General features: G+C 39.4%; 14 protein-coding genes. 1 reads left to right on the top strand and 13 read right to left on the bottom strand.

Annotation, left to right across the window (positions count from 1 at the left end):
* Positions 1 to 99: 99 nt before the first annotated feature.
* The 8 genes from KI363_RS06250 to KI363_RS06215 form a co-directional block, all read right to left on the bottom strand.
* Positions 100 to 867 carry a transglycosylase domain-containing protein gene (locus KI363_RS06250; RefSeq protein WP_212965848.1) on the bottom strand — a complete coding sequence of 256 codons (768 nt, stop codon included), beginning with the start codon at positions 865 to 867 and terminating at the stop codon, positions 100 to 102.
* A 142-nt stretch (positions 868 to 1009) separates the two neighbouring features.
* The gene (locus KI363_RS06245; protein WP_212965847.1) at positions 1010 to 1267 is read right to left on the bottom strand and encodes a hypothetical protein; all 258 of its coding nucleotides are present in this window, start codon (positions 1265 to 1267) and stop codon (positions 1010 to 1012) included.
* Between the two features lie 302 nt (positions 1268 to 1569).
* Complete coding sequence (locus KI363_RS06240; protein ID WP_212965846.1) at positions 1570 to 2244, bottom strand: HAAS signaling domain-containing protein; 675 nt, start codon at positions 2242 to 2244, stop codon at positions 1570 to 1572.
* Positions 2196 to 2522, bottom strand: coding sequence for a PadR family transcriptional regulator (locus KI363_RS06235; RefSeq protein ID WP_212965891.1), 327 nt, complete (start codon positions 2520 to 2522; stop codon positions 2196 to 2198). The genes KI363_RS06240 and KI363_RS06235 overlap by 49 nt, the downstream gene beginning before the upstream one ends.
* A 58-nt stretch (positions 2523 to 2580) precedes the next feature.
* Positions 2581 to 3120 (bottom strand): histidine phosphatase family protein, encoded by a 540-nt coding sequence (locus tag KI363_RS06230; protein WP_212965845.1) that lies wholly within the window; start codon positions 3118 to 3120, stop codon positions 2581 to 2583.
* A gap of 367 nt (positions 3121 to 3487) precedes the next feature.
* Positions 3488 to 6613, bottom strand: coding sequence for an MMPL family transporter (locus KI363_RS06225; RefSeq protein ID WP_212965844.1), 3126 nt, complete (start codon positions 6611 to 6613; stop codon positions 3488 to 3490).
* Positions 6610 to 7065: a MarR family winged helix-turn-helix transcriptional regulator gene (locus KI363_RS06220; protein ID WP_212965843.1), complete on the bottom strand. Its 456-nt coding sequence runs from the start codon at positions 7063 to 7065 to the stop codon at positions 6610 to 6612. The genes KI363_RS06225 and KI363_RS06220 overlap by 4 nt, the downstream gene beginning before the upstream one ends.
* Positions 7066 to 7456: 391 nt before the next feature.
* Positions 7457 to 8011, bottom strand: coding sequence for a nitroreductase family protein (locus KI363_RS06215; RefSeq protein WP_212965842.1), 555 nt, complete (start codon positions 8009 to 8011; stop codon positions 7457 to 7459).
* Positions 8012 to 8204: 193 nt separating this feature from the next.
* Here KI363_RS06215 and KI363_RS06210 point away from each other — a divergent pair, with 193 nt between their 5' ends.
* A complete protein-coding gene (locus KI363_RS06210; protein WP_212965841.1) occupies positions 8205 to 9059 on the top strand; it encodes an AraC family transcriptional regulator in 855 nt (284 codons plus the stop codon).
* Positions 9060 to 9179: 120 nt separating this feature from the next.
* Here KI363_RS06210 and KI363_RS06205 read toward each other — a convergent pair whose 3' ends face one another.
* From KI363_RS06205 to KI363_RS06185, 5 genes are all read right to left on the bottom strand, one after another.
* The gene (locus KI363_RS06205; RefSeq protein ID WP_246516784.1) at positions 9180 to 13337 is read right to left on the bottom strand and encodes an endo-alpha-N-acetylgalactosaminidase family protein; all 4158 of its coding nucleotides are present in this window, start codon (positions 13335 to 13337) and stop codon (positions 9180 to 9182) included.
* 534 nt (positions 13338 to 13871) lie between these two features.
* Positions 13872 to 15581, bottom strand: coding sequence for a glycoside hydrolase family 35 protein (locus KI363_RS06200; protein WP_212965840.1), 1710 nt, complete (start codon positions 15579 to 15581; stop codon positions 13872 to 13874).
* Between the two features lie 49 nt (positions 15582 to 15630).
* Entirely contained in the window at positions 15631 to 15798 is a 168-nt protein-coding gene (locus tag KI363_RS06195; protein ID WP_191967366.1) for a DUF6903 family protein, read from the bottom strand.
* 129 nt (positions 15799 to 15927) lie between these two features.
* Positions 15928 to 16806 carry a carbohydrate ABC transporter permease gene (locus KI363_RS06190; RefSeq protein WP_212965839.1) on the bottom strand — a complete coding sequence of 293 codons (879 nt, stop codon included), beginning with the start codon at positions 16804 to 16806 and terminating at the stop codon, positions 15928 to 15930.
* 17 nt (positions 16807 to 16823) lie between these two features.
* The gene (locus tag KI363_RS06185; RefSeq protein ID WP_212965838.1) at positions 16824 to 17714 is read right to left on the bottom strand and encodes a carbohydrate ABC transporter permease; all 891 of its coding nucleotides are present in this window, start codon (positions 17712 to 17714) and stop codon (positions 16824 to 16826) included.
* Between the last annotated feature and the right edge of the window lie 160 nt (positions 17715 to 17874).

Genomic DNA, 17874 nt, shown 5'->3' with positions numbered 1-17874 from the left:
CAACAAGCGCTCTCTCTTTTTCTCCCTTTTTAAATATGTCAAATTAATCCCAATCATCATCAATCCAAACCTTCTCTCGCTAATCCTTTAATTCATTCGCTATTCGGTTTTTTCATCTGTCCATGCTGCCGTGTCCATCTCTTCCTGGGTAATATGGCCAAATTCCTCCATTTTCTTCAACACAATCGCTTGTCTTTCACTGGTCTTATCAGGGTTTTTCAATGGAGAATAGACTTCAGGCGCCTTTGGTAGGGAGGCGAGGATTGCCGCTTCCTTTAATGTTAGGGAGTCTTCAACGATCAAATTTTTATCGAAATAAAGCTGTGCTGCCTCAGTTAATCCGTATGTCCCATGACCAAAATAGATTGTATTCAGGTACATTTCCAAAATTTCATCCTTGGAATAATGACGTTCGATTTGTAAAGCCATTAGCATCTCCTTTGCTTTTCTTCCTAGAGACTTATCCTGCGTCAAAAATTGATTCTTGACGAGCTGCATCGTAATGGTACTTCCACCTTGGGCAAAGGATTGAGTCTTCAGATCAACGAGGAGTGAACGGGCCAAGGAAATTGGATCTATTCCAACATGATGATAAAAACGATGGTCCTCAATACTGACAAAGGCTTGCTGCACATAATCAGGTAGCTGCGAAAGTGGAACAAAGTTTTCTTCCCTTTTCAGAGCGTTTAGTTGCGCAATCTGTTCGTCGCCCACTAATCTTTCTCCAGCAACCGTGACCAATAAAAAGGCTGCCAATAAAAATAAACCGGGGATCATTAACCATTTCCATTTATGTGAATTCCTTCTCGATAATCGCTCTGTGCGACTGCCGATACTTTCTTTTAGTTGAATGGTGCGAGTCGTCATTGGAGATTCCTCCTTTTCTCTTCTCCTCTAGTATAGGATGAAATCTCCGTTTAACCTATCGAAGTTCCTTTCAGTTTTCTTACAGATCTGTCATGTTCTTGGGTCTCCAATATGTAGTAGATAGGGACGATTGACGAGATCCTTACATATTCGTCAATAGCGCCATAATGGCGCCAATAATTCCGACGGCTAGTATTACTCCTGATAAGCTCACAATCAAGGCGACCCGCTTTAAAATAGAACCTTTTTGGGCGATTACATAAACGATGATTCCGGCTAAAAACAAGCCTATTCCGAGGAAAAAACCCGATGAAAAAGTAGGCGCAAATAACCAATACCAGATCGCTGCGATTCCAATTGCGCTCATCAAACTTATACCGATATTTTTTAAAAATACCATTTTTACTCCTCCAATTCTTTTATTCTACAAATATCATTATATACTTAGTAATACTATGTATATATGTAAAAAGAACAGCCCTTAAAAATGCGAGTTCAAAAAGGAGGATAAAAAGGACCCGTCGGCGACTACGCTGACGTCCTGTCAGCAACGCCGACACTAGCACGTCCTGTGCATCGAAAGTTCGAGGCGGCGAAGTCTTCGAGCAGCGGAATGTATGTATTTAGATACATGAGCAGCGGAGAAGCAAGCCAACGAAGGAATTCGCAGTGTCATTTTTACCGGACTTTTTGAACATCCCCTTAAAGGCCCTGATGTTTACCAAGGTAAAAACCTGCTTGACTAATCGGATAAAACAAAATTGTTGCAATAAGACAAGCGCCGAAAAAGGGAGCTGTTAAAAACGAACGGAACCACTCTATCGGCATAATGCCATATAATACAATCATCATAAAAAATAAATTGGGTATGATGGTGAGCCGCACGGTTTCGGTCAACAACTTTTTTCCTTGGCTACCAAATTCTTTTCCCAAATGGTATCCGATCAAAATCCAATAAGCTGTATAAGTCATTAAGACCCACCAGCTATTTTGTGCGAGCGCTCCCCATGCCCAATGAAAGAATGAAAGGTTTCCTAAATGATGCCCAAATGTAATAGCTATCCCGACTATAAATACACCAATGTTAAATAGGATAAACAGGACTTTCACTTGCTGAGGAGAAGGCAATGAAGCCTGACGAAAACTGCCAGCCAATTCTTGTGGGCTTCCAAACTTATTTATAATGATGGCCATCGCCTCCTTCTCAGGAAGATTCTGTGCAGACATTTCTTCCTTCATATGGACTGTGATTTCTGCGATAATCTCCGTTCGATCCGGATGATGGCGTAATTCTATCTCTAATTGTTCGATATATTGGCGAAAAGTGATCATGATTTCCCCAACACCCGATTGACCATCGAGGAAAACAGCGCCCATTCACTCGTTTTCTCTTTTAACAGCTTTTCACCAGCTTTTGTTAATTTATAATATTTTCGTGCTGGCCCTTTTTCTGGCTTCTCCCAAAAAGCTTCAATATATCCTTGTTTCTCTAGTTTGTGGAGAGCAGGATAAAGCGTTCCTTCCTTTACCTGCAAGGTGTATTCACTGCGTTTTTCCATTTCTTTCACAAGCTCATACCCATACATAGCTCGCTCATTCAATAACTGTAGTAATATAAGGGCTGTACTTCCTTTTAAAAGTTCCCGATTAAACATCATTCCACCTACCTCGTATTAATAGGTATGTTTAGTTTATGGGTTCTTTTCCTTGAAGTCAAGCATCATTTTTAAAAAGAAGCAATTCTCCATTTTTATAATGCCATTTCCTTTTTCCGCTGTAACCAGCTTTTCCAAGGAGCTTCGATAATTCCATCAAAAAGAACCCGTGAGACACAATTAAGACCTTATTTTTTTGAGTGGATTTTAATAGCTCGATAAATTCTTCAGCTCTTGCTACTGTTTCTCTCCTTGTTTCTTCTTGTGAAGAGTGCGAATAAGACCACGCCAATTTCCCCGCCAGACTCCATAGAGCTAATGGGAGTTTGAGTTTCTTGCTAAAAGCGGTGAGTGGAATTTCTCGAAGTAATGGTGTTTCAATGATCTCACATTTACACAAACTTTTGGCTGTATGAACAGCCCGTGGTAAGTCGCTGGTAAAACAAAGTTCCCAATCCATTTCTCCATCCATGTTTTCAATTGGTTCAATAGGAGCCTCATCATAATGCTTGACCCAATGGGCAAATTGATCAGCTGTTACCCAGCCTGTCGGTTTCTGGTCCTTCACTTTAAAATGGCGCACAAGGCCTAGTTGCAAATAAACCCTCTCCTTATTGATTTGAATCTTCTTCATTAGATCGCTATTCGCGAAATTCCAAGTGAGTTGCGCATTTGGGGAGTTTAAATTATATTGTGTAAATGAGACTTCCCACGATTCGCACTGGATCGTTACCACTTTGAGCTTCCTTCCCCAATTCCGGGCGCGATTCACACTCAATCGTTACCACTTTGGGGTTCCTTCCCCAATTCCGGCGCGATTCACACTCAATCGTTACCACTTTGGGATTTTCCCCGGATTTCGGGCGCTTCTAGCCTAAGATTGCGCAATCACCGTTGACCCTCGGCCAATCTGAACGAATAAATTAAACCGGAAGCAGGTCTCCCTTTCTTCCGGTTCAAATCGATTATTTCTTCGGGATAAATGGCCACCAGTTTGCTTTACCAAGGGTGTTAATGATAACTGGCACGAAGAGTGGCAAGATAATCAGCGCATAGAATAATAGTCCCGTTAAGACGACGGTCGCAATTTGCAGCATTGATAATACGCCTGATGGCAACATTGCAGCAAAGGTTCCTGCTAAAATTACGGCGGCACTGATGATCACGGTGCCCATATTTTTCATAGCGAGTAAGATTCCTTCTTTAACATCCATTTCCTTATATTCAGAGAAACGGTCCATAAGGAAAATCGAATAATCAACCCCGAGTGCCATTAGTATGACAAATCCAAAGAATGGTGTCACCCAGTTGATCCCTGGATAACCAAGAATATTGACAAAGATCACTTCTGTCATCGCAATTGAAGAATAATAGGTTAAGAGTAATGATGCGATAATATACAAAGGCATGACGAGCGATCTAAGTAAGATGATTAAGACAATGACAATCCCAATCATCATAAAAGTAACGGTCTTTGTATAATCGGAATCAGACATTGCCTGGAGGTCCCTGTTCATACTGGTGACACCCCCAACACCCACTTCCGCCTGTTCCAGTTTCGTATCCTTCGTTACATCAACAATCGCTCTTTCCATTTCATCGATCATATCCATCGATTGCTTGTCATAAGGACTCGCATCCAAGACAACGTCCATTGTCGTCATTTTTCCATCTTCGGAAAAATACACATCAAAGACTTGTTGGAAATCTTCATTATTTAATAGTTCGTCAGGAATATAGATGCCTGATTGCTGGAGGTCTGTATCTTTCGCGAGTTTATCGAGATGGTCCTCTGCTTCTCCAAAACCCTCTTCGATTTTTCCTAATCCTTCACTACTATCCCCTAGGCCTTTGCTAAGTTCATCAAGTTGACCGCCCATACCACCGAAACCTGATTGCAGTTGTTCTTGACCACTCGCAATTTGACCTAGCCCTTGAGAGATGGCCGGGATTTTTTCAACCACTTGCTGTTGCCCAGATGCTGCTTCGCCTAGGCCGGATTCTAGTTGAGCTAACCCAGCAACTACTTCATCCATTCCTTTTGAGAATTCTCCAAGACCACCTGTAATGCTGGCCATATTTTCATTGGCTGTTTGTAAGCCTGATTGAACCTTTTGTAGCTCCTCATTCAATGCAGAAACCGTTCCACCAGCTGTACCAACCTGTGTCGCGGCTTCCTGAATTACTCCTTGGATTTCTGCTAAATTCGGATCCTCCATGATTTCGGGATGATTTTGAATAAGCTTTCCGAAAGGCTCTTCTAGAGATGCCAGCATACCCACAGCCCCATTGACCATATCCGGAATTTTTTTATATTCAGCGATTAATTGCCCCAATCCATTTTGCGCACCTTGATAGCCTTCTTGCAATTGGGCGGCCCCTGACTGCAAGGCTTTTGCTTGCTTACTTGCTTCAGCCACACCATTTTTTAAATCTTTCGCGCCTCCCGAACCTTGGCGAATCCCTTTTTCAATTTCACCTAAAGCCGTTTGTAGCTGAGTAACTCCTGTCTGTAAATCTTTTGTCCCTTTCGTTAAATCCCCGATACTAGAGGTCGCTTTCTCAATATCAGGTTTGGATTCATCAAGAGAAGTGGCTGCTTCATTCAGTCCATCTTTAATGGTAGAAATTCCCTTTGTTCCTTCGCCAATCCCTTTTCCCAGTTCATCCGCTTGTTTTTTCACATAGATTTCTTCAATTGGATCTCCTGTCGGTCTTGTTACACTGCGAACTTTATCTACATGATCCAATTTGGCTAGTTTTTGACTAATCGATTCTAACAGGGCGATATACTCTTTTGATTCCATCGATTCATCATTTTCCAACACAATTTGGACAGGCATAACTTCACCTGGACCAAAATTATCGGCCACAAGATTGAATCCTTTTACTGAATCATATTGCTCACCAATTTCATCTAACGAGTTAAACGATAAATCTCCATCATAGCTGATGATTAACGGAACCGTGAATATAGCGACAACCGCTAGGGCGATAAGAGGTCTCATGATTGCAAGATTTCCCATCCACCCCCAAAGGCCACTCTCTTTATGAGAAATGTCTTTTTTAACCGGCCAGAAGAGGGCTTTTTTCAACGTAGCCATAAAAAATGGCACAATCGTAAAGAGAGCAATGATTAAGATGAATACCCCAACAGCAACACCCACGGCGGATTGGTATAATTTAAAGCTGGCGAAGCCAATCGAGGCAAAGCCGACCATGACCGCAATAGCACTATATACCACGGTTTTCCCTGCCGTTTTATACGTCGTAATAATCGCGGTGGGAATGTCTTGACCACTAGAAAGCTCTTCTTTATATCGACTTAATAAAAGAATACAGTAATCCGTTCCAACCCCGAAAAGGACGGCCACCATAAAGGTCTGGGTGAAGTTGGAGACCGGAAAATTAAGCAGATCCACTAGAAATGCCACAATCGATTGACTGACTAAGTAGGTCATTCCCACGGTTAAAAGTGGAATCAGTGGCGCCACGGCTGAACGGAAGACTAATATAAGCACGACGAGAATAAAGATCACTGTGATGACCTCTGTTTTCGCCAACCCTTTTTCTGAGCTAATAATGACGTCTTCATTAATTAAACCATTGCCCGTCATATACGTCTCCACATCATCTGTCGCGATGGCCTTATTAAGTTTTTCACGAATATGCTTAAATTCATCATCTGACCCTAATTGAACATCCAATAGGGCAATGATCGTATTGTTATTTTCCGAAACAAGCTGATCTTTAAGTGCGTCATCATCAAAATGGGTGGTGATTTCGCTAATGCCTAGATCCGCCTTCTCCTTCTCTAATTTTTCTATTGTCGTCTTAATTTGTGACAACTGCTCTTTGGAAAAAGCTTTCTCATCATGAAAAACGACGATAAACGGTTCTGTTCCTTCCTCTTTGGTCGAATGCTTGTTGATAATTTCAGATGCGACCGTTGATGGGTAACCATCCGCAATTTCAAGCTGTCCTTTGTCCCGGACTAACTGAGCCATGTCCGGAGCAGACAGCAATAAGGCAACAGCCGCAATGATCCAAATAATCAGCACGGCCCATCTAAATTTTAGTATCGATCTCACTCTTTTCCCTCCCTGTAATTCTCAATATAATCGGCTATTTTTTCATACACATTTAGGAAGACTTCCATTTCCTTTTCGGGAATATCGCTCACGATCGCTTCCACAAACTGATTGATATTCTTTTCAAGAGATTCATATAACGAGCGCCCGTTTTCTGTAAGTCGCAAATACACATTACGGCGATCATTTTCATCTCTTTGTCGTTCAATTAACCCTTTTTTCACTAATTTCTCGACTCGAACCGTAATCGCACTTTTATGTACAAGCAGTTGTTCCGCAATTTCCGAAGCGCGAATTGGCCCTTTTGCATAAAGAAGACGAAGAAGCAAAAATTGTTCTAGCGATAAATCTTCCATCAAATGAGAAGACATCTGTGTCGAAACACTTTTCGCTCCGTGTATAAAAATATCCATATAACGATCAAAAATGAGTTGAATGCGTTCTTTTTCCAATATAGTTCACCCCATAAACTATTTACCCCATCAACTATAAAATAGTTGCACCCAACCGTCAAGAAAAAATCCAACGCAAAGTTAGATTATCCTGCAGTTGCTTAAACGATGTACTATTAAGAACAAAGGCGTAAGCGCCCGTTCAGCGACGTACAAACTTTTTAGGGGCCTGACGAGATAAAGGAAACACAGTGAGCCTGAAAGGCGAGCTGATGTTGACTTATCGTAGGAAGGCACCGAAAGTTTGCTAGTCGCTGGGCGCTGGAGCCAGACGTTAATACCCACTTTTAGAATTTATCCACAAGTAAAATTTTATAATTTCCTGGCTTAACAACAAGAAAAGCCTCTGACCAAATCACTAATTCAGAGACTCGTTTTATCAAATAAGTTTTCAAAATGCTGTCATTTTTTCTGCGGGGTCAATCCGCTTCCGTACTTTTTGTGCGATGATCTCTTTATCAAAGTAACCAATATTCAGGACACCGATAATTTTTTCGCCTGGCTGGACGTTAAGGGCTTCACGGAATAAAGGGTCACGAATATGTTGTGGTGTTTTCCATACCATGCCTAGGTCTTGTTCCCATGCTAATAATTGTAAATTTTGAATCATGCAGCTTGCTGCGGCAAAGTTCTCTTCCGCTTGTTTTTGCCGAGGATCATCTTCGATCACAACCACTAAAAAGGCGGGGACATTTTGAAATTTATTACGAACAGACTCGTGCTTACTTTTTTCATGGCAAGGCAAAATGGCCTCAACAAAAGCTTCTCTTCTCTCACCGGATACAAAGATAAACCGCCATGGTTCACGCAGTTTATGGTTTGGTGCCCAAACAGCATCTTTTAATAATGATAGGACAAGATCTTGGCTGACTTCCTTGTCAATGTATCCGTTTTTCACGGAAGTTCTTTCCCGAATGATTTGGGCAATCGATGTAGTCGCTAACATTTTTAACCTCCATGGATAATGATAATCATTTTCACTAACTCAACTTCATCCATCATACCATGATTCCTTTTTAAATCAAGAAACAAGGATGTAAACTTGGTAATCCCCTTTAACCCTAACATTCAGATTTCTTGATTTATTCTGTTCCTTGAGTAGAATAAACTTTAGAAATCCTTTTCATAGGGGTGCAAAAATGTCGCATGAAGTATATAAAATAAACGATCCACCTCCCAAGAAAGTACCATTTAAACTCCTTTATATCACACGCTCCAAATATGACCATGGTTGGCATAGTACGTCGCATACACACAATTTCACAGAATTATTTTATATCGTTCAAGGAAAGGGCTCATTTCTTTTGCCAAATCAAGAAATCCCTGTTACGAAAAATGATCTAATTATGATTAATCCTAATATTGAACATACGGAAAAATCTAATACACGAGACTTTCTTGAATATATCGCATTAGGAATTGAAGGTCTCGCATTTTCTTCTTCCGAGGATGATAAATTTCCTATAGGCTTATATCAATTTCACGATGATAGTACGAACATTCTTTTCTATCTCGATAAATTACTGGATGAGGTCAAAAAAAATCAAGAAGCATATGAGACCGTTTGTCAAAATATCATTGAAATCATCATCATCATGCTACAACGTACGAAAAAAATAACCATCCAAAAAACCGAGTCAAAAAACATTAATAAAGCAGTTTCTTTTACCCATCACTATATTAATAGGAATTTCCGTGATCCCATCACGCTTGATACATTAGCAGAGGTAGGGCATATCAACAAATATTATCTTGCACATGCTTTTAAAAAGGATATGGGGATTCCTCCGATTGAATACTTAAATCAAGTACGGATCAAAGAAGCAAAAATTCTCTTAGAATCAACGAATTATACTATTGCTGAGATTGCGGAAATTTGCGGATTTTCATCTCAATCGTTTTTTTCGCAGGCTTTTAAACGGGAAACAGGTGAAACTCCCTCTATACATCGGAAAACACATCGGAAAATCTTGGCAACGCGAAGGAGTAAGTGATAAAACTTTGGCGACAATTCCCATTAGATAACAATGGGATTGGCAACCTTGACTTCCTATTCCATGGAAATGCTCCCTGCTAGGAAAATTTATTTTAGCAGAGAGCATACTATTTTTGACTTATTTTACCTGCCACTGTGAAATGAGTTTATCCGCATCCACCTTCAGAATTTCGTACAACTCCTCAGAAATGAGTTGATTTTCCTTTTGATAGTCAATCAATTGTTTAAAACCTTCCATATGTTTGATAACTTTCGAAGCATCTTTTTGCTTCTCAAATTGACCGACAGATGTAAGATGAATAGTCAAGGAACGATACACTTTTTCTGTTAGGTCCTCTTTATGGTTTGCAAGTGTCGTAAGCATGTCAGAGACATTCACTTTTTCTGAATCAGTAATCTTTTCGATTCGCAAGTTATCTAAAATAAATGTCCCTTCTCCTGTATGCATATTCACACTTGTTCCATCACTAAATAGACCGATATAGGTTTGCCCACTCTCCGATCCTGTGACAACAAATTCAGCCCTCTTTGTATCTGTTGAAGCAGGCAGTTGTTCATTCAAATTTAAGCCATTCACATCTTTTATATTTTTCGCATCAATTTCCTGATCACCAGAAATAAATCTGTAGGATTCAGCCGTTGTCTGATAGTCAAAGGAAACATGATAGGTCACCCCTGGTTCAAAGTGAAAATGTTGCGGAATCGTGCGATAAACTAGTCCACTATTCCCTGTATTTACTTTGACAGACCAGTTTCCATCAATAACATCATCGACTACCTTTGCATTTGCCCATCCTTTTTGTGTATACGGATCATGTTTTTCTGATAAGTGAATGCGATTGTCTGTTACGTTCTCGGTATTTCCAATTACAAATGGGTAAATCCCTTGAACGACTGTTTCAAAATCTTGTTCAAAAATGGTAGGAGATACGAAATTTTTCAAGCTTTTTTGCACAATGCGAATATCGTCGAACATCGTAATCCCTTCTCCAGCTTCACGGCTAAGTATTAATGTAGCCTTCTCAGCTTTAGCTGTAAAACTTACATGCATACGCTGCATTTTACTGTTATAGCCGTTACTCGTAGCATGGGAATCCGCTTGTACATAATTCTTCTGCAGGCTACGGAGGGTGGAATTTTTAACATCCTTCGCTCCACCAGTCACTTCAATCGAAGCTTTTTCAGTACTTTGGTTTTCTACATAAACCTCAGCAACATAATCTTTGCCAATTTCCAAATCTGTGATCGTTCGGCTTACCTTCGTATCTTCAGAAGGACTGTCAATACTCAAGAAATAATCGCCACTACTTAAATGACCACCATCACCTGTTTGACTCGTTCTTTGGACAGTTACAGATTCACGATCCCCTGTCACGGTTGTTTTGTCATCATTGATCGATCCAGTATTGAATCCTGTATCATAGACATGAGCACCAGTACTCCACTCATCCACTTGCACTTCTTCATTACCGTCTGCAACTACGATGTAAGGAGTTGCGGCTTTTGCTGTTAATGTAATTTGGTTATCAACTACTTTCACTTCTTTCATATTTTTCCGGCCTTGATCAGTTAACTCATATACTTTCAAACTTGTTACGTCTTCATATTCATCTGGCAATGTCCAAGTAGTTGTACCACCTTCTAAGTTCCAGTGATATAACTTATTAGAGTCTGGTGTTATGGTTTCAAAATCTTGCTCAACCCAAGGGAGTAAATACGTATTTTCATCAAGAATTACTTGACCATTCAAAGTAATAATACGCTCTCTTGAACCATCTTTTCTCTTCACGACAACTACATCACCATTACTCGGATCCTTTAAACGAATTTCTTTTTCTAAATTTGTTTTTGACGGATCCCCTTCAACCTTTTCCCAGTTTGTAACATAATACTTTTGTAAAAACTTGGTAGGTAGATTGATATTAAACGTTCTACGGATATAATGATCATAGTTTCGATCAGATCCCCAGCCCTCAAATCCAGCTAGATGAAAGCCGCCAAGCAACGGATGATCTGCTGTACCACCGACCTCTGGCCAATTTAACACCCAAGAGTCTTTTTGATGATTGGAAATAAAGCGCAGGACATCTGAGTTAATTCCTTTACTTTCCGGACCGCCATAATTTCGGTCGGTTGCCCAGTGTTGCCATGTCGAATGGTTTGGAACGGCAGTCCCAAATTCTGTTGTAACACGGAGATCTCTCTCGACAAATTGTTCTACAATTCTATTTGACTCCCACTGATCTTGATACCATACATCTAAATAAACAAAGTCTAGATCTGGTGCAGCTGCCTTCAATTCATCCAACCTTTTCGCTCGTGTTCCTGAATAAAGATCTTTTAATTTATCAATCGTATAGGCTTGGTCCAACCACCCCCAGCCACGGGAGTCTGGTCCATTAATAAGAGCTTCATTGAAAGCTTTTGCCTCTGGATACGTTTCTTGAGCATTGATGTGAACGCCAATTTCCGCATTATATTTATGCCCTACATCAATTAGCGTGTTTAAATCTTCCGCTCCCCCCATACGTTCTCCGACGTTTCCATAATCTGGGTGTGCACTATCATGCCCTTCACTTCCATACCCTTTCAAAAGAACAGCTTGTCCTAATCCATCTGTTCCCAAGGCTACCTTTTTAATATTATCCAAGGTTTTTAGAAAAGGTTGTTGGGCCTGCGAACCAAAATTCATGGCAATCCGAGTAGCAACAAGATTATTTACACTCCGCCAATATGGAATATCTTGCATAATCTCACGGTAGGCAATCGCACCATCTTGCCAATCAACCTTTTGGTCATCATTGATGTCCTCTGCAACCGCAATTTTTATTTCCGCTGGATTAGAAGATGGCTCAGGCATAAAATCGCGATGATAAAATAAGGAATTTGAGCCGATTCCTATAGCTTTGCCGCCAGTTTCACTTTCATAACGTGTGGCGATTAAGTTTCCATACCCATCTACTTCAGAACTGGACCAAACGCCGGCACTTAATTCGTCATTCGATAAAAATGCCGTATAATACGCTTTGGAAGTCCCAACTCCTTCCATATTCTCATCAACAGTAACATCAATATCCCCAAGCTTCGTGACATCACCACTTAAATTCGTTAATTTCGCAGCCGCTCCCTCTTCATTCGAATTAACCGATATAAAATTCATATCCGCAAACTCAAAGGTTTCAATTTTTGCATCGCCTGCATTATGAATATCTTCAAAACGATAGATGACCTTGTTATTATCTACTTTTAATGAGAGGGTAAAAATCGTGTCAAGGTCCTCATATTCATCTTTTATAGATAGTGTGTAACGTGCCTCATGATCATCAACTTTCTCATACTCTACTTCCGGATAATAAAGCAATCCATTTACTTTTAGCCCATACACAGGGGTTTCTTGACCGCTCATTTGCTTGTCGCCGACTTTGTACTTAATGACTCTTGGAAAAACTTCATCAATGACAACATCCATATAGTCGGAACTCAAAGTTGCTTCTACTGGTGGGATATTAGGAGGCTCTTCCGGAACAATTTCCGAAATTTTAATATTGGCAATCTTAATATTGGCGTTACCACGGCTCTTCTCAAAACCAATTAACCCAGACTCACTGACCCCTCCCGGCTGTGTCCAAGAACCCATTTTTTCATCATCAATATATAAAGTCGCCATATCATCTATGAATCTAACACGAAGTCGATACGTTTCATTTGCCTTTAATGGCGTTCCCTCGGTCATATCTGTCCATCTATTAACAGGTCCAAACAGTTCTCCAAAATATAAATTGTTCTGGTCGCCGGTTCCAATATACGTATAGGCAGACTCATCTTGCACTCGGTAGATAAAACCAAACCGATTTAAATTCGCATCTGGCGTAATGTCGGCTTCAAAAATTCCATTCTTAATTTTGTCCATTTGGCTATACACAATTTTGTTCTTCCCATTGGAAGTAACACCAAAAGTGACAGAACCATCATCATGATAAGTAAGTGTCCCATCCCCTTGGATAATTTCAAAATCGCCTTCCCTCAAGTCATTATCATTAATTTCAATCGGTTGTTGGTCTGTAACAAAATCTTGCCCTTCCAAACTCTTAGAGACGGGATTTCCAATACTACTCATGTTAAACTCCTTATACTTTTCTATCTTATGTTCAATCTGTGGATCATCTTTAGAAATTTCTACAGCCTGAACATTGGCACTAGCCAAATGGGATGGGATAATCAATAAAAGAACGAATATAAGACTAAGAGAAAATTTCATTCGATTGCACTTTTTCAATTTGCATGCTCCTCCTTTTTTGATTCCTTTCAAATTACCTTTACAACCGCTAGGGATGAAAACGGATTCAATTTCATGTAACTCTGATTAAATCTCAAAAAAATTCACCTCTTTTTAGGACAGATTGAATGGGTTATTGATTTATTCTAGGTGCAGATATATTATGGCAGCCACATAATGTTATATAAAAACGCCTTCTATTTCCTCTCCTTCCTGAAAAAATAATACTAGATTAATTTCCCTCGCACTTTTCACTTTACTAAATAACCCATATTTCCCACAATATGGATATTGGTATTTTCGTTAGTTATATTGGCATTTATAATATTAATTAGATTTCAATAAAATGATGACCAGATACATTTTTTCAATATTACTATGACTTGAGTTTTCACTATGGTGGGAAATTACTTGAACGACTCATCATAGTGGTCCGGAAAATTTGAAAAATCAATTATTTGGTCTCGCCAAAGATTGGAGCGATTTCATATCTCTAAAAATAGGCACCCCATGGATGAGGTGCCTCTCTGTTATTCAGCCTAAATGATGGGTATCTATTAAGTTAATTTTTGCTTCCTTTATGCCATGAAGTTCGAAAACGACAATCTCATTATTACCTTCTTTTAACAAAGGACCTGGTACGTACAATGTTTTTTGTGGGCCAATTTCCCAATAGCGACCTAAATTAAAACCATTTACGAATACTACCCCTTTTGTCCAGCTCGGCAATTCAACAAAAGTGTCGCCGATTTCGTCCACTTGGAAATTTCCTCGATAAAACGATGGTTGGTCCTTTACATTTTCCACTTCAGTTGTGAATTCTAGCTTTTCCAAGTTGTCCAGTGGTAATTTATAAATGGTCCAATCAAAGATGAATTGTCTTTCAAAACGCACTCCTTCTGTAATCCCCTTAGGATCATACATATATGGACCATAATTAATTCTTCCCATATTTTCCACTAATATATCTAATTGAATGCCTTCTTTCGGCACATTAATCATTACCGACTTTTGATCCCAACGGTCGATGACCCCTTTAAATTCCGTATTAACGAAAACAAGTGCACGATCTCGAACTTCTTGAATAGTTAACGGTGCCTCACCAAGCGGTCCTTTTAAAAATGTTCGATAAAGGATAAATCCATAATCCTGTCCTACTTTTTCCATTGTTTCCGGATGGGTGCTTTTGACAGGTTCACTTATTTGCTCCAACACATCAAATAAGCGAAGCGAGTTAGTCATCGCCACTTCTCCATATTTTCTTTTTGGAATTGGTTTGGGTAGCACGAGTTCTCCAATATCAAAATGTTTGGCGATGGCATTTCGCACTAAATGGAATTTGGGTGTTATATCACCTGTTTCACTGATGGGACAGTCATAATCATAGCTCGTAATCGTTGGCTCATATTTCTCATCATAATTTGCACCATTGTAAAACCCGAAGTTTGTTCCTCCATGGAACATATAGAAATTAACAGAATCCCCATTTTTTAGCATTTTCTCAAACGTATCGGCCGCCTCTTGAGGATCGCGGGTATGGTGTGCTTCACCCCAATGATCGAACCAACCGTTCCAATATTCCATTACGATATTAGGTGTATTCGGAAAATGCTCCTGCAATTTTTTAAACGACTCCTTAGGGCGTGAACCGAAATTCACCGTTGCCAATACGTCATCAACGGTACCTCCCATTAGCATCATGTCTGTCGGTCCATCAGATGTGAATAGAAGAACATCCATACCTCTTTGGATCATTGCATCTTTTATATAGTTCAAATATTTTTTATCATTGCCATAGCTGCCATATTCATTTTCAATTTGCATAGCGATGATTGGACCACCGCTAGTTTGTAGCAATGGTTTCAATTTTGGAAGTAATACATCGTAATAGTTATCGACCTTTTTTAAATAAGGCAAGTAAAAAGAGCGAACTCGCATGTTACGATCGGCCAAAAGCCAGGACGGCAGTCCACCAAATTCCCATTCTGAACAAATATAAGGACTTGGTCGGGCGATTAAATAAAGCCCTAGTCTGTCAGCAATTTTAATAAATTTCTCTACATTAGCGATTCCAGAAAAATTAAATTCACCTTCCCTTGGCTCATGTAAATTCCAAGGTATATAGATTTCAACACAATTAAATCCACAGGCTTTTAACTTCAGTAGACGATCCTCCCAATATTCTGGAACGATTCGAAAATAGTGAATAGCACCTGATATTAATTGAAATGGCTCCCCATCCATAACTTTTTTCCTTGAACTGATAAATTTGTCACTTCCACATCTCTCCTGTCTAGATGAATTTACGATTGTAATTCCACAACAAAAACAATAGACCTGATAATCCCAGCAATTGGACAAGCAAATAAACTCTTCCGACCGTTTTTTGTCCTACAATGACTAAATACAAACAAAAAAGAAAGAAGAGAATTTTAACGATGCGTAAAATAAGCCCTTTCATTGCTCATTCCTCCTATAGTAGGTTTCCAAGCACTCCCCCGAATCGTACAGAGTATATGGCTCTCCACTTACTTATTGACCTTCTAGTTTTATGAATTTCGCTATGACTCCCTTATAGGTGTACCTTCGATTACTTGACACCGCCAACAGTCATTCCTTTTGTCATTCGTTTTTGCACAATAATGTATAAAATTAACGTTGGTAACATAACAATGACCATTCCCGCATACATAGGTCCATAGTTTACCGCCGCTCTCTCAGCTGATAACAAGTTCATTAAACCAACTGTTAATGTTTTATTTTCACTTGGCATTAACGTTAACGCGATAATATATTCATTCCAAAAAGCTAGGAAATTAAAGAGAATGACGATGACAATACTAGGAAGAGCCATGGGAATCATGATCGAAATCATTGTTCTAAAATAACCAGCGCCATCAATACCGGCCGCCTCCTCAAAGTCAGACGGCAGTGTTTGAAAATAACTCATTAATAAATAGATTGTAAACGGCAAAGACGTAGCAGCATATACAATAGCTAGAACTAGCCGATTATTAAGGAAAAAGGCATCACCGTCCATGCTTCTTAAAAGATTATTCCAATCTAGTAACATTAAAAAGATAGGTACAACAATGTAACTGACATTAATAAATAATCCGGCTTTCACGAACATACGGATGATTTTTCGTCCTATAAAATCGAAACGAGCCAAAACATAGGAAGCCGGCAAAGCAACAACCAATAAAACGACTAAAGCCAATGCCGTAACGATTACCGAATTCAACAAATAATCGCCCATTCGCGCCTCCTGGAATGCCTCTACAAAGTTTTGAAAATGAAATCCTCTGGGCAAAGCCCATGGATTTCCGTAAAACTCTTCATTCTCTTTAATAGAAGCCAAGAATACCCAGGCAACTGGGACGAGAATGGACACAGCCAATCCAATTAAAGCTACGTAAATAAATATTTTATATAACGTTTCTGTACTCAATCGCTTCGAAACTTTCATCGTTCTTTAACCTCCTCTTAATACTCTAGGACATCGCGTTTCGTAATATGGTTGAGAATGGCCGCAAGCGCAAATGAAAATAGAAACACGACAACACCAATTGCCATTCCATATCCAAACGTCGAATTCGTGTATGCTTGGTTGTACATATAGAAGAGGAAAACAGAGGTAGAACCATCCGGCCCGCCGCCAGTCATCGTTTGTACAAGTAAGAAGCTTAAATTAATTGTGCTTATAATGAAAAACGTTAACGTAGTGCGAATGTTATTCCAAATCAACGGTAGGGTAATATCAAAAAATTGCTTGACTTTACCTGCACCTTCAAGTGATGCTGCTTCATAAAAACTTTCTGGAACACTTGCCATACTCGACATATACATGACCATATAGTATCCAATGGCTTGCCATATAAGCGCAGCACAAATACTGTAAATAACGATATCTTGGTTACCGAGCCACATTTGTTTCCAATGATCGAGATGAAGCAAACCTAGAATACTATTAAGTAACCCTGTCTCGGGGTCATAAATCGCCGAGAATATCCCTGCGATGACAACGATCGATAATATATTAGAAATATAAAATACAACTCTGAAAAAATTGGTACCCTTCAATTTTTCCTTTGTCAATACTGCTGCAAAAAACAGCGAGAAAATCATGGTGAAAATTGTTACGACCACAATCAATAGAATGGAGTTTTGGAATGAACGGAAAAAGTTCATATCATTCCACAATGTTTTAAAATTTTCAAAACCAACAAACTCTCTGTTATTGGAAAAACCACCCCATTGATAGAGTGACATTCGAAAAACTTCGAATGCCGGTATAAGAATAAAGAGTATTAGTAGTAGCACAGCTGGCAATACACATATACCGATAAAAATTCTTCTAGCGCTTGCCTTTTTCAAAATCTATCACCTCTTTAATGAACGAGCAAAAGCTCATTTACCAATGTTTGACATAGAACTAAAAGCTTTTACTAGACATATTAGATTGAGTTTTTTCTATAAAACTCAAAATACAAAACGGCGAGACGGAAGCCCACCGTTTTATGTACAAAAAACAAAC

It is taken from the genome of Lederbergia ruris (assembly GCF_018332955.1).
GTDB classification, from domain to species: Bacteria; Bacillota; Bacilli; order Bacillales; family Bacillaceae_C; genus Lederbergia; species Lederbergia ruris.
The sequence above is the reverse complement of the archived record's forward strand: the minus strand, read 5'-3'. Positions and strand labels throughout refer to the sequence as shown.